At 67.5% G+C, this 13,868-nt stretch carries 11 protein-coding genes; 7 read left to right on the top strand and 4 right to left on the bottom strand.

What is annotated here, in order from left to right:
• The first annotated feature begins 12 nt into the window (after positions 1-12).
• The 3 genes from dprA to C664_RS08105 all read left to right on the top strand — a co-directional run bounded on the left by dprA (position 13) and on the right by C664_RS08105 (position 4,382).
• Complete coding sequence (dprA, locus tag C664_RS08115) at positions 13-1,149, top strand: DNA-processing protein DprA (RefSeq protein WP_004257277.1); 1,137 nt, start codon at positions 13-15, stop codon at positions 1,147-1,149.
• A 76-nt stretch (positions 1,150-1,225) separates the two neighbouring features.
• Positions 1,226-1,696 carry a DUF494 family protein gene (locus tag C664_RS08110; RefSeq protein WP_004257274.1) on the top strand — a complete coding sequence of 157 codons (471 nt, stop codon included), beginning with the start codon at positions 1,226-1,228 and terminating at the stop codon, positions 1,694-1,696.
• A gap of 112 nt (positions 1,697-1,808) precedes the next feature.
• Positions 1,809-4,382, top strand: coding sequence for a DNA topoisomerase III (locus C664_RS08105; protein ID WP_004257270.1), 2,574 nt, complete (start codon positions 1,809-1,811; stop codon positions 4,380-4,382).
• A gap of 87 nt (positions 4,383-4,469) precedes the next feature.
• On the opposite strand, the gene C664_RS08100 is transcribed toward C664_RS08105, so the two are convergent.
• Positions 4,470-5,414 carry a hydrogen peroxide-inducible genes activator gene (locus C664_RS08100; protein ID WP_004257266.1) on the bottom strand — a complete coding sequence of 315 codons (945 nt, stop codon included), beginning with the start codon at positions 5,412-5,414 and terminating at the stop codon, positions 4,470-4,472.
• 130 nt (positions 5,415-5,544) lie between these two features.
• Between C664_RS08100 and C664_RS08095 the strand changes: the two genes are divergently transcribed.
• Both C664_RS08095 and C664_RS08090 read left to right on the top strand, forming a co-directional pair.
• Positions 5,545-7,638 (top strand): TonB-dependent receptor plug domain-containing protein, encoded by a 2,094-nt coding sequence (locus C664_RS08095; RefSeq protein WP_004257262.1) that lies wholly within the window; start codon positions 5,545-5,547, stop codon positions 7,636-7,638.
• 177 nt (positions 7,639-7,815) lie between these two features.
• Positions 7,816-9,285: a DegQ family serine endoprotease gene (locus C664_RS08090; protein WP_038011336.1), complete on the top strand. Its 1,470-nt coding sequence runs from the start codon at positions 7,816-7,818 to the stop codon at positions 9,283-9,285.
• Positions 9,286-9,335: 50 nt separating this feature from the next.
• Here C664_RS08090 and C664_RS08085 read toward each other — a convergent pair whose 3' ends face one another.
• Positions 9,336-10,958, bottom strand: coding sequence for a methyl-accepting chemotaxis protein (locus C664_RS08085; RefSeq protein ID WP_198291505.1), 1,623 nt, complete (start codon positions 10,956-10,958; stop codon positions 9,336-9,338).
• 241 nt (positions 10,959-11,199) lie between these two features.
• Here C664_RS08085 and C664_RS08080 point away from each other — a divergent pair, with 241 nt between their 5' ends.
• On the top strand, positions 11,200-11,664 hold the full coding sequence (locus C664_RS08080) for a c-type cytochrome (protein ID WP_004257251.1): 465 nt from the start codon (positions 11,200-11,202) through the stop codon (positions 11,662-11,664).
• Between the two features lie 342 nt (positions 11,665-12,006).
• Complete coding sequence (gene azu, locus C664_RS08075) at positions 12,007-12,450, top strand: azurin (protein ID WP_004257248.1); 444 nt, start codon at positions 12,007-12,009, stop codon at positions 12,448-12,450.
• 4 nt (positions 12,451-12,454) lie between these two features.
• Here the strand turns inward: azu and napH are convergent, their stop codons facing one another.
• Positions 12,455-13,264 carry a quinol dehydrogenase ferredoxin subunit NapH gene (gene napH / locus C664_RS08070; protein WP_004257246.1) on the bottom strand — a complete coding sequence of 270 codons (810 nt, stop codon included), beginning with the start codon at positions 13,262-13,264 and terminating at the stop codon, positions 12,455-12,457.
• 5 nt (positions 13,265-13,269) lie between these two features.
• A partial coding sequence (locus C664_RS08065; RefSeq protein WP_004257244.1) for a MauM/NapG family ferredoxin-type protein occupies positions 13,270-13,868 on the bottom strand: 599 nt, incomplete at its 5' end.

Here is a 13,868-nt window from a genome sequence, read left to right as displayed (position 1 = left end):
GCAGACACACTCTTGGCCGCGGACGATCTCGAAGACTGGCTGCGCCTGACCTCGGTACCCGGACTGGGGGCCGAAAGACAGCGCAGCCTGCTTGCGGCCTTCGGACTTCCGCAGCACATCTTTGCCGCGGGGCGCAGCAGCGTCGCGGACGTCGTCGGCGGCAAGCTGGCAGACGCGCTGCTCGCTCCCCCGGTGCGCGACCGCATCGACCCGGCGCTCGCCTGGGCAGCCGAGCCCGGCAGCCACGTCCTGACCCTCGCGGACGAGGCCTATCCGCGCAGCCTCCTCGAGATTCCCGATCCGCCGGTGCTGCTCTTCGTGAAGGGCGATCCGGGCCTGCTGCAGCATCCGGGGCTGGCCATCGTCGGTGCACGCAGCGCGACGGCACAAGGCATGGCCAACGCCGAGGCCTTTTCACTCGACCTCGCCGCCCGCGGCCTCACCATCGTCAGCGGACTCGCCGCCGGCATCGACGCCGCCGCGCATCGCGGTGCCCTCGCCGCCGGCCCCGCTGCGGGTCGCACGATCGCCGTCATCGGCACGGGCATCGACCGCATCTACCCCGCCCGCAATGCGGCTCTCGCACGCGAGATTGCGACCTGCGGCGCGATCGTCAGCGAGTTTCCACTCGGCACGCCGCCGCTGCAGCACAATTTCCCGCGCCGTAACCGCATCATCGCCGGCCTGGCGCAGGGCGTCCTGGTCATCGAGGCTGCGCTGAACAGCGGTTCGCTGATCACCGCGCGCCTGGCCACCGAGTGCGGGCGCGAAGTCTTCGCCATCCCGGGCTCGATCCATTCCCCGCTCGCGCGCGGCTGCCATCGCCTGATCCGCGACGGTGCCAAGCTGGTCGAGACCGCGGAGGACATCATCGAGGAACTGCGCGGACGCCCGGGCTGGCCGGCGCCGGCCGCGGCGGATGCCGAAGGCAGCCTGCCCGGCGCCACCCGCACGCCTGCCCAGGCCCACCTTCCCATCGACGACGAAGCGACACGAATGCTCGCTGCGGTCGGGCACGACCCCGTCGACCTCGATACCCTGTCTGCCCGTTGCGGCTTGACGGTCGATGCCCTCTACGCCATTCTGCTGCCGCTGGAGCTGGACGGACACGTCACCCGTTTGCCGGGCGGACGCTTCCAGCGCGCCTGAGAACCGCACTCCAACCTCCCCGCATGCGCCCTGCGCATCGCCTGCCGCATTCCCGCCGTTCCCCTGAGAGGCCGATTTGTTCGACATCCTCGTCTATCTGTTCGAAAGCTACATCCACGCCGACGCCTGCCCGGAGTCCGACCTGCTCGCCCGCAAGCTGTCTGCAGCGGGTTTCGAGGACGAGGAGATCTCCGAAGCGCTGGAATGGCTGGCCGGACTGCGGCGTGTGGCGCGCGAGATCCACCCGGGCACGGCACCGGATGAAGGCTCGATCCGCATCTACTCCGAGCAGGAACAGGCCCACCTCAGTCCCGACTGCCGTGGATTCCTCACCCTGATGGAAAGTGCCGGCGTGCTCGAAGGCGTGCATCGCGAACTCATCATCGAGCGCGCCATGGCGCTGGAAGGCTTCAACATCACGCTCAACCGGCTGAAGGTCATCGTGCTGATGGTGCTGTGGCAGCAGGAACACCCGATCGACACCCTGATGGTCGACGAACTCCTGAGCGAGGACGACGACTGGGATTACGCGCCGACCCTGCACTGACGCAGGCACCGGCACAGCTTGCAAGGCGCAACGCGGCGTCTTTATCATCCGCGGCTTCAGCCCCACCACTCCCGAGGCTGGCACCCGCCAGCCCGCCCCATAGCCAGAGAGCATGAGCAAGCAACTGATCATCGCGGAAAAGCCCTCCGTCGCACAGGACATCGCCCGTGCGCTGGGCGGCTTCACCAAGGAGAAGGACTACTACGAGTCCGACGACTACGTGCTGTCGTCGGCCGTCGGTCACCTTCTCGAGCTCGCCGTGCCCGAGGAATTCGAGGTCAAGCGCGGCAAGTGGACCTTCGCCCACCTCCCGGTCATCCCGCCGCACTTCGCGGTCAGGCCGATCGAGAAGACCGAGGACCGCCTCAAGCTGCTGACCCGGCTGATCAAGCGCAAGGACGTCACCGGCCTCATAAACGCCTGTGACGCGGGGCGCGAGGGCGAACTGATCTTCAACTTCATCGCCCAGCACGCCGGCACCAAGAAGCCGATGCAGCGCCTGTGGCTGCAGTCGATGACTGCGCAGGCCATCCGCGACGGCTTCGCCCACCTTCGTGCCGCCCAGGACGTCGAAGGCCTGCGCAACGCCGCGATCTGCCGCGCCGAATCGGACTGGCTGATCGGCATCAACGGCACGCGGGCAATGACCGCGTTCAACTCCAAGACCGGCGGCTTCCACCTGACGACGGTCGGCCGCGTACAGACACCGACGCTGGCCCTGGTGGTCGAGCGCGAAGACAAGATCCGCAAGTTCAAGCCGCGCGACTACTGGGAGCTGGAAGCCGACTTTGCCGCGGCGGCCGGACATTATCCCGGGCGCTGGTTCGACGAGAAGTTCAGGAAGCCCGAAGGCGACGAGCACGCGACCGCATTCCGCATCTGGGACAAGGCCCAGGCCGAGGCCATCCGTACCAAGTGCGAGGGCAAGCCGGGCGTAGTCACCGAGGAAGCCAAGCCTTCCACCCAATTGTCACCGCTGCTGTTCGACCTCACCAGCCTGCAGCGCGAGGCCAACGGCCGCTTCGGCTTCTCGGCCCGTGTCACGCTGCAACTGGCGCAGGCGCTGTACGAAAAGCACAAGGTGCTGACCTACCCGCGTACCGATGCCCGCGCCCTGCCTGAAGACTACATCCCGACGGTCAACGAGGTCATCCGCAACCTGCCCGGCCAGTACGCGCCCTTCGCCAACGAGATCGTCAAGCAGGGCTGGGTGAAGCCGAACAAGCGCATCTTCAACAACGCCAAGATCTCCGATCACTTCGCGATCATTCCGACCGGGACGCTGCCCAAGAGCCTGTCCGAAGCCGAGCAGAAGATCTACGACCTGGTCACCAAGCGTTTCCTGGCGGTGTTCTACCCGGCAGCCGAATATCAGATCACCACCCGCATCACCCGCGTCGAAGGCGAGGCCTTCAAGACCGAAGGCAAGGTGCTGGTCAATCCGGGCTGGCTCAGCATCTACGGCAAGGAAGCCGCCAGTGACGAGAAAGACGCCAAGGAGGGCGGCGGCCCGCAACTGGTGGCAGTGAAGCAGGGCGAAACCGTCACCACCGACGACATCCTGCTGAAGTCGCTGCAGACCAAGCCCCCGGCGCGCTTCAACGAAGCCACCCTGCTGTCGGCGATGGAAGGCGCGGGCAAGATGGTCGACGACGAGGAGTTGCGCGCGGCGATGGCCGAACGCGGCCTGGGCACCCCGGCCACCCGCGCACAGATCATCGAAGGCCTGATCACCGAGCAGTACATCCACCGTGACGGTCGCGAGCTGATCCCGAGCGCCAAGGCCTTCTCGCTGATCACCCTGCTGAAAGGCCTGGGCGTCACCGCGCTGACTTCGCCCGAACTGACCGGCGGCTGGGAGTACAAGCTGTCGCGCATGGAGCGCGGCGAACTCAGCCGCGAAGCCTTCATGCAGGAAATCGCCGACATGGCGCGCGAAGTCGTGGAACGGGCCAAGCGCTTCGAATCCGACACCGTGCCGGGCGACTTCGTCACGCTGCAGACACCCTGCCCGAAGTGCGGCGGCGTGGTGAAGGAGAACTACAAGAAGTTCGCCTGCCAGAGCTGCGACTGGAGCACCTGGAAGATCGTCGCCGGCCGCCAGTTCGAGTACGACGAGATCGAAACCCTGCTGCGTGAGGGCAAGGTCGGCCCGCTGCTCGGTTTCCGCAACAAGATGGGCCGGCTGTTCAATGCCGACATCGTGCTCAACGAGGACAAGCAGCCCGCCTTCGACTTCGGCCAACCGAAGGAGGGCGAGGAAGCCGAGGCGGTCGACTTCTCCGCCCAGGCATCGGTCGGCGCCTGCCCGAAGTGCGCCAGTGGCGTGTTCGAGCATGGCCTGGCCTACGTCTGCGAAAAGTCGGTCGGCCCCGGCAAGAGCTGCGATTTCCGCTCCGGCAAGATCATCCTGCAGCAGCCGATCGAGCGCGAGCAGATGGCCAAGCTGCTGACCGAAGGCAAGACCGATCTGCTGAAGGGCTTCGTGTCGGCGCGCACGCGACGCAAGTTCTCGGCCTTCCTGGTACGTGGCAAGGACGGCAAGGTCGGCTTCGAGTTCGAGGCCAAGGCGCCGAAAGCCGCCAGCAAGGCACCGGCGGCAAAGGCTTCCGCCGAAGGCGACGCCGATGCCGATGCCACCAAAGCCCCGGCAAAGAAACGCAGCCCGTCCCGCAAGGCCGGCTGAACACCGGCAAGAAGAAACGAAGGGCTGCCTGCGCAGCCCTTTTTCCTTTGCCTGGCGACCTGACGCTCCGGACGGTGGCGGCCGCGCTCAGGCGCCGGCGACTGCCTCCGGCATCGATACGCGGCCGACCGGCCTGGTCCCCGGCAGCTCGCTGTCGAAGATCGCACGCCGCAGGACGTCGATGGCACCGCTGCGCGGATAGGTGACCCGCCACGCCAGCGCGACGCGGCGCGACGGCTGAGGCTCGGCGAAGGGCCGCACCGCAACGAGCGGATTGGCCGCCATTCCGTCCGCGGCCGAACTGGGCAGCACGGTCACGCCCAGTCCGGTCGCCACCATGTGGCGGATCGTTTCCAGCGAACTCCCCTCCAGCGAGCGCTGCAGACCACCGATGTTGCGGCAGCTCGGACACACCTCGAGAACCTGGTCGCGGAAGCAGTTTCCGGCTCCGAGCAGCAGCAGCTGATCCTCGGCCAGCTGCTGCGCATCGACCTCGCGGTGCTGCGTCCAGGGATGATCGGCCGGCATCAGCACACGGAAGGGCTCGTCATACACGGGCTGCGCCACCACCCCCACCTCCTCGAACGGCAGGCTGATGATGATGACGTCGAGCTCGCCGCGCTTGAGCGCCTCGGCCAGGCGAGCCGTGTAGTTCTCCTGGATGATCAGCGGCATGCGCGGCGCCAGCTGGTGAACACGCGGAATCAGGCGCGGCAGCAGGTAGGGGCCGATCGTGTAGATCACGCCGACACGCAGCGGCCCGGCGAGCGGATCCTTGCCTGCAGCCGCGATCTCCTGGATCTGGCTCGCCTCCATCAGCACCTTCTCGGCCTGCGCCACGATCCGACGGCCCGTCTCGGTGATCTTGACTTCGGTGGCGCTGCGTTCGAACAGCTGGATGCCGAGTTCATCCTCGACTTTCTTCACGGCCACCGACAGGGTCGGCTGGGAAACGTGACATCTTTCGGCTGCGCGGCCGAAGTGACGCTCGTGGGCGAGGGCGACGAGATAGCGCAGGTCGGTCAGGGTCATGGTCTTACCCCCAGCGGGCGTGGCTGAAAGCCTGAATTGGGCGTCGCCCGATGTTACCCCGTCCACCCGTTTCCTGCGCAGCCCGATCACGCCCGGTATACTCGCGCCACCGTTCCTCCCGTACCCGCCGATGCCGATCCGTCCACGCCTCGCCCTCGCCGTCCTGCTCCCCGCGCTGGGCACGACGACGACTGCCTCTGCGATGGAGTCCGACGCCCACTTCTTCGAGTCGCTCCCGGTCGTGCTCAGCGCCTCGCGCCTGCCGCAGGCGCTGCAGGATTCGCCGGGCGCAGTGACGGTGATCGACGCCGACATGATCGCCGCCACCGGCTATCGCGACCTCGCCCGCCTTTTCCGCCTGGTGCCCGGCATGCAGGTCGCACAGGAACGTGGCAGCCAGCAATGGGTGACCTACCACGGCCTCGGCGCCGACTATCCGAACCAGATGCAGGTGCTGATCGACGGGCGCTCGGTCTATTCCCCGCACTATTCGGGTGGTGCGAACTGGAGCGCGCTACCGGTCCTGCTGGAGGACATCGAGCGCATCGAGATCGTCCGCGGCTCGAACTCCGCCACCTACGGCTCGAATGCCTTCCTCGGCGTGGTGAACATCATCACCCGTCACACCGGCGCTGAAACCGGCAACTCGGTCTCGACCCGGCTCGGCAGCCACGGCATTGCCGATCTCGCCGGCCGGGCCGTGCTGCATGACGGGCCACTTGGCCTGCGCCTGAGCGCCGAGGAACAGCGCGACGACGGCTGGTCGGGGCTGCGCGACGCGCAACGCCTGCGGCGCTTCAACCTGCGTGGCGACCTCGCGCTCGACGCGATGAATGCGCTGCAGTTCTCGGCTGCCTACAGCGACGGCCGGCTCGGCGTCGGCTTCCGCGACACCCTGTTCGACGGCAGCGGCGAGCGCGACCTCGAGCAAAGCGACTACACGCTGCATCTGGGGTGGCGGCACACCCCGAGCGCGGACGAGGAATGGTCGCTGTCCTGGTATCGGAACGGCGAACGGACCCGCGACGAATGGCAGGTCGATTCACGCGCCAACTGCGTGCTGACGGTGGTCTGCGATTTCCTGGCACGGTTGCCGCAACTGCGTGGCGAGGTCGACAACAACCGCCGGAGCGTACGCGACAACATCGAGCTGCAGCACCGCTTCAGCCCGACCGACGGGCTGCGCCTGCTGTGGGGGGCGGAGTGGCGCGAGGACCGTATCGAATCGGCCTTCCTGTTCTCGGACGGCCGCACGCCTTCGCAACGGGAGTGGCGCCTGTTCGGCAATGCCGAATGGCGCATGGCGCCCGAATGGCTGTGGAACGCCGGTGCGATGGCCGAGCATATCGAGGGCGACACGCTGCGGCTTGCCCCCCGCCTGTTCCTCAACTGGCAACTGGCGCCCGCCACCGCCTGGCGCGTCGGCTACTCGCGCGCCTGGCGCCAGCCGACCCTGTACGAACGCTGGGCCAACGTGCAGGTCAGCACCGACGTGTTCGGCGTGGTCAACCAGCGTCACACGCCCAATCCCGGCATCCGGCCGCAGCAGATCGACAGCTGGGAACTCGGTTATCTCGGCCCGCTGCCCTGGGGCGGGCTGGCCGACGTGCGCGTTTTCGACGAACACATCACCGACTACATCCGCCGCACCCCGGTGCTGGATCCGGCGCCTTTCGTACCCAGCCAGGCGCTGAGCGACATGCTGGGCGGCAACCCCTTCCTGATCCACCAGATCATGGGAGGCACGCAGTGGGCCAACATGCCGGACAAGGTCCGCCTCACCGGCATCGAATACCAGCTGACGCTGCGCCCGCGCGCCGGCACCACCCTGCTGCTGACCCACACGGTCATGCAGCGTCGTGCCGACGATCCGGCGGTGCGCCGCAGCGTTGCACCCTATTCGGCCAGCCTGACCTGGCTGCAGGAGATCGGTGCCTGGCGTTCGGCCGCATCGGTGCTGCACATGGGCCCGCTCGAGGCCGGGACCGGTTACGCCCCCGGGCAGCGCTACACCGTGCCGGCCTACACCACGCTCGACTGGAGCCTGGGCCGCAGCCTGCGCGTCGGCGCGCAAGCGCTCGAGATCCAGCTCACCGCCACGAACCTGCTCGGTGCCCACCAGGAACTGGCCCACAAGCCGCTTCAGGCCATGCCGCGCTACGCGGGCCGGGCCGCGAACGAGGCCGGCCGCCAGGTCTTCGTCTCGCTGCAGTTGCCGTTCTGAACGCCTGCGCGCATCCCGACTCGCACCTGATCGCCACGCCCCGCAGCGGACCTGCCGGCCGCACTTGATCCGCGCCCGACCCGTCCCCATGTGGCGTGTTGATGCGATAGCGGGAACAGGATGCGCAAAACTGCGTCCACCGCCACTGTCGGCATCGAAAATCTTATGGACTCGACCATGCGCAAACCTCTCCTCGCCACCGCCCTTGCCGTTTCCGTCGCCACCCTGCTGCCGGCGGCACCGCTCGTTCCCGCCGCCCACGCCCAGGCGACACCGGGTGCTTCGCTCGTCGCGCCCAACCGCTACGGCCTGCCCGACTTCGGCGACCTCGTCGAGCAGGTCGGTCCGGCCGTCGTCAACATCAGCGTCGTCCAGCAGCAGCAACAGGCGATGGCCGGCCAGAACCCGTTCGCCAACGACCCCTTCTACGACTTCCTGCGCCGCTTCGGCGTACCGACGCCGGGCTTCCCCGGCCAGCCCGGCATGGGACCACGCACACGCCAGGGCATCGGCTCGGGCTTCATCGTCAGCCAGGACGGCTACGTGCTGACCAACGCCCACGTCGTCGCCGGAGAGGATGGCGACGCGACGCTGTCCGAAGTCACCGTGACGCTGATCGACAAGCGCGAGTTCAAGGCCAAGGTGGTCGGCATCGACCGCCGCACCGACGTCGCGCTGCTCAAGATCGACGCCAAGGGCCTGCCCGCGGTGAAGATCGGCAAGCCTGACGATGCCCGCGTCGGCGAATGGGTCGTGGCGATGGGCTCGCCCTTCGGCTTCGACAACACCGTCACCGCCGGCATCATCTCGGCCAAGGCCCGCCGCCTGCCGGACGAGACCTATGTGCCTTTCATCCAGACCGACGTCGCGATCAACCCCGGCAACTCCGGCGGACCGCTGTTCAACCTGGCAGGCGAGGTCATCGGCATCAACTCGCAGATCTACTCGCGTTCCGGCGGCTTCATGGGCATCTCCTTCGCTATCCCGATCGACGTGGCGATGAACGTCAAGGACCAGCTCATCACCCATGGCCGCGTCCAGCGCGGACGCCTGGGCATCGCGATCCAGGGGGTGGACAAGGATCTCGCCCAGTCCTTCGGCCTGCCCGATGCGCGCGGCGCGCTGGTGGCCAGCGTGGAGCCGGGCAGTGCGGCCGAGAAGGCCGGGCTGCAGGCCGGCGACGTGGTGCTGGGCGTGGACGGCAAGCGCATCGGCGATTCGGCCGATCTGCCGCGCGTGATCGGCGAGAAGCGCCCGGGCACGCGCATCCGCATGGAAGTGTGGCGCGATGGCCGCAGCCGTGACGTCGTGGCCACGCTGGACGAACTGACCGCGGACAACGTCGCGAGCGCGCCGACGCCGAGCCAGGTCGAAAGCGTGAATGCCGGCATCGGCCTGACGGCGCGCCCCCTGACGTCTCAGGAGGCCGCCCAGTTACGCCTGCGCGGCGGACTGGTGGTGGAAGGGGTCGATGGTCCGGCGGCCCGTGCCGGCCTGCAGCGCGGCGACATCATCCTTGCGCTCAACAACCAGGCGGTGACCAGCGTCGCGCAGTTCCGCAGCCTGGTCGAAGCCTCCGGCAAGCGCTTCGCGCTGCTGATCCAGCGCGGCGAATCGCGCATCTTCGTGCCGCTGCGGCTGGAGTAAGCCGCAAATCCGGGCTGGCCGGCCGCGAACGGCGCCGGCCGGCCCCCGTCTCAGACGCGGAAGCGAGCCACCGATTCCTGCATGCGGCGGGCGAGTTGTTCGAGTTCGCGCGCCGCATTGACCGTCTGCTCGATGGCGACGTTGTTCTCGCGTGCCATGCCGGCGATGTCGTCGATGCTCGCGGTGACCGACTCGCTGGAACGGCGCTGCTCGGCGGTCGCGGCCGCGATACGGTCCAGACCCTCGCCCACCTCGGCCACCAGCGCATTGGCCGTCACCAGCACACGGGCCACGTCGTCGGCGACGCGGCGGCTCGACTCGAGGTGCTCCAGGCCGCTGTTGATCGCACCCTGCACCGAATCCGAGCGCTGGCCGATCTCACGCGTGATCTCGTCGATCTCGCCCGCAGAGCGGGCAGACTTCTCCGCCAGCTTGCGCACCTCGTCCGCCACCACCGCAAAGCCGCGGCCCTGCTCGCCGGCACGCGCGGCCTCGATCGCCGCATTGAGCGCCAGCAGGTTGGTCTGCTCGGCGATCTCGCGCACCTCGCTCGTCATGCGCGTGATGGCGACGGTGGACTGGACGAAATCGCCGACCGTGCCCGCCATCTGGCGCACCGCGGCCTCGACCTGGCCGACGCCCTCGACCAGCCGCTGCAGGCTCTCCTGGCCTTCGCGCGAACGCTGCAGGCTCTCGTGCGAACGCTCGCGCACCGAGGCCGTGCTGTCGGCAATGTGCGTGACGTTCTCCATCATCGTTTCGACCGCCGCCGCCGCCGTCACCGAACTGTCGTTCTGGCGGTGCGAGCGGATCGCCAGATCCGCGGCGCCACTCGCCAGGTTCTGCGCCGCCACGGTCACTTCGCCGGCCGCATCGCCGACCTGGCGCACCAGCGCGGCGATCGTACCCATCATGTTGTTGAAGGAACCCGCCGTGCGGCCGATCTCATCCTCGCCGCGGCGCTCGAGCCGGCGAGTGAGGTCACCTTCACCCTTGGCGATCTCGGACAGGCTGCCTGCGAGGGAGGAGAGCGGCCGGCTCACGAAACGGCGGATGAACAGGAACACGAAGCCGAGCAGGGGCAGGGACACGAGGAAGGCGAACAGCAGGCTCTTGTTGCGGAACTCGGCCACCGCGGCCTCGGCCTTTTCGAGCGAGATGCGCATGCTGACGAGCCCCAGCGGGGTCCCCTCGGCGACCTGATGGCAGGCGATGCAGTCCTTGCCGAGCCAGTTCTTCGACGCCAGCGAGGGCATCACGACGCGCAGGTAGTCGCCATGCTCGGCGCTGTGCTCGAGCACCATCATCGATTTACCGTCAGCCATGGCCTGGCGTTCGGCCTCATCCATGACCACCTCGCCCGCATTGCCGGGCCCGAAGATCGTGCTCACCGCTTCGCCGCGGATCACCTTGAGGTCGTGCACGACCGACAGTTCCTTGATCTGGTCGAGGAAGACATCGCGCTGGCCGACCGTGCCGGTGATCATCATGCCGGTCAGGCCGGCCATGGTCATCTCGTTGACCGTACCGGCGAAGTCCTTGGCCTGTGCAATCGCCATGTCACGACTCGCCTTGGTTTCCCAGGCGATCATTCCCCCCCAGGCAAGCACCAGCATGAGCCAGATGGCTGCGGTGAGCCGGACCCAGATTGGCGTATCAGCCATGCGGCGCATCATCGGTCCCCTGATTCCCAATATGAACTTGAATTTCGCCAAGATGACGCCAGTGTAGGCCAACGCAGCCCTTCGCCGTCGCCGGAATAGCGACGGATACCCCGCCCAGATCGGGCGACGGCAGGCAATCCGATGACCAATGACTGAACGGAGAGCGAACCGCTACACTGTCGGCGCTGTCACAGACCGGTCCGGAAACCTGAACCCGGACCTTCGATCCATCGTAACCACGAGGCAACACATGAAGAAGTCCATCGCCCGCGCCACCCTCGGCGTGATCGCACTGTCCCTGACGACCCTGGCCTCCGCCCAGGTCAAGCCCGAAGACCAGATCCGCTATCGCCAGGCTGGCTACTCGTTCATGAGCTGGAACATGGGCAAGATCAAGACCAACCTGGAAGGCAGCTACAACAAGGATCAGGTCATCGCCGCCGCCAATGCCATCGCCGGTATCGCCAACTCCGGCATGGGCGCCCTGTATGGCCCGGGCACCGACAAGGCGATCGGCAACGTCAAGACCCGTGTGAAACCCGAGTTCTTCACCGACGGTGACAACGTCGGCAAGATCGCGCGTGACTTCAACGCCGCCGCAAACGAACTGGCCAAGGTCGCCGCCAGCGGTGACGCCGCCGCCGTGAAGACTGCCTTCGGCGAAGTCGGCAAGAACTGCAAGGCCTGTCACGACAAGTACCGCCAGGAAGACTGAGACGGGTCTGCGACCCGGACAGGCGCCCCGATGAGGCGCTAAAAAAGTCGGCGATCCACTCAGGCGGATCGCCGATGACGGGAACGGCGGCATCCTGCCTCTCGCTGCAGGGCCCCGACGATGACCGGTGTGCGGAGGAGACCACGACCCGGTATCGAGACTTCATTCTGCACACGAACGCGCCCCGGGCATGCAATAAACCGGCAACAGGGCGCCACGGCAGGCCGGTCACGCCACGCTTTCGACATCGCGACACAAGTACTGCCGATTCTTGCTACGGCTCACGAATGCGCGTCTTCAGAATTCCTCACGGAATCCCCCACATCCTGGACTGGAGACGTCATGCGCCTGAAACTGCTGCTTCCCCTGCTGCTCACGCCGGTCGTGGCGCAGGCACAAACCTGCGAGACCACCGTCGGCAGCGCTGACACCATGACCTTCGACGTACGCAGCATCACCGTGCCGTCGAGTTGCGAGACCTTCACCGTTCATTTCCAGCACCGCGGCCGCATGCCCAAGACCGGCATGGGCCACAACTGGGTGCTGGCCCGCAGTGCCGACGTCGAGAGCATCGCCAAGGCCGGGGTGGCGGCTGGCGCGGAGAACAACTTCATCGCGAAGGGTGACGTGCGCGTGATCGCCGCCACGCCCTTGCTCGGCGGCGGCGAGAGCGCTTCGGTCAGCTTTCAGGTGAGCGCGCTCGGCAAGGACGAGAAATACACCTACTTCTGCTCCTTCCCCGGCCACTGGTCGATGATGCGCGGCAGCCTGAAGCTGGAAGGCTGAACCTTCAGGCACGCGGGATGCGCGGCCGGGCCACGATCCGGACACGCATCCCGAGGCCTGCCGACGGGTTGGCATCCATGCATGCGCCACAGCGCATGCACTCGCCCGACCTCACTGCCTCTGCCTGCCCCGAGACGATCGGTGCCAGCACCTGCGGCTCGGGGCAGGCCCTCACCGACGCGCTCCGTTCGCCCATCCCGGATGCACCGACCTGCAGCCGTCCGAACCGTCCGAGCAGGGCATAGAACGCCCCCACGGGGCAGAGATGCCCGCACCAGCCACGCCGGCTGTACAGCAGGTCGAACAGGAAGAGCACCACCAGCAGCCAACTGCCGCTGCTGACACCGAACATCAGTTCGCGCTGCAGCAGGGTGATGGGATTCACGATCTCCCAGGCCAGGGTCGATCCAGCCGCCGAGGCGCACAGTGCAGCGGCCAGGACGCCATAGCGGACATGTCGCGATACCGGGACATGGCGCCGGATGCCGAGGCGGGTGCGCAGCCAATGGGCCAGGTCGGTCAGCAGATTGATCGGGCAGATCCAGGCGCAGTAGAGGCGGCCGCCCAACGCCGCGTACGCCACTGCGACCACCAGCGCGCCGATGAGCGCGGCCGCCCCCAGGGCCTGGCCCGCCAGCAGCGCCTGCAGGGCGACGAAAGGGTCGGTGAGATGGAGCTGTCCGAACCAGGTGCTCGACGCCAGATTGCCGGTCACCACCCGGCCCAGACCGGGCAGTTCGTACATGAAGGCGGCGAGCACGGCGAGTTGCACGCTGCGCCTTGCCAGCAGCCAGTATGGGAAGCGGCGCCGCATCGCTTTCATCCGCGGACCCCGCCACGCCCGGCCGCATTGGCGCCCGAGCGGCCGATGCCCAGCGCCCGGGGCAACACCCGGATCGCCGCATGCGACAGCACGCAATGCTTCTCGCAGCTGCCGCAGCCGGTGCACTGGTCGGTATTCACCGTGGGCACGCGGATCACCGCGCCATTGCGCACGATCTCGCGCAACGCGATCGCTTCGCCGCGCACCGGGCACACACGCACGCATACCCCACAGCTCAATCCCTTGTAATTGAGGCAGCTCTCGTGACCGACCAGTACCGCCACGCCCATGTCGGCCTCGCGCACATCGACCAGCAGCGGGTCCAGCGCCCCGGACGGACAGGCACGCACGCAAGGCAGGTCGGCGCACATCCGGCACGGATCCTGGCGGGCGACAAAAAAGGGCGTTCCGATCGGGGCGGGATCGTCCCAGTCCGCCAGCTTCAGGATATCGAACGGACAGCCCTGCACGCAAAGGCCGCAGCGTATGCAGCGGGCGTCGAAATCGGCGTCGGGCAGGGCGCCGGGCGGCCGCAGCATGTGCGCGGCGCGTGCCGGCCGCGCACCCAGCAGGCCGCGGGCCGCGAGGGTGGCGA

This window comes from Thauera sp. 63 (assembly GCF_000310165.2).
Lineage (GTDB): Bacteria > Pseudomonadota > Gammaproteobacteria > Burkholderiales > Rhodocyclaceae > Thauera > Thauera humireducens.
This window is presented reverse-complemented; position numbering and strand designations above follow the sequence as displayed.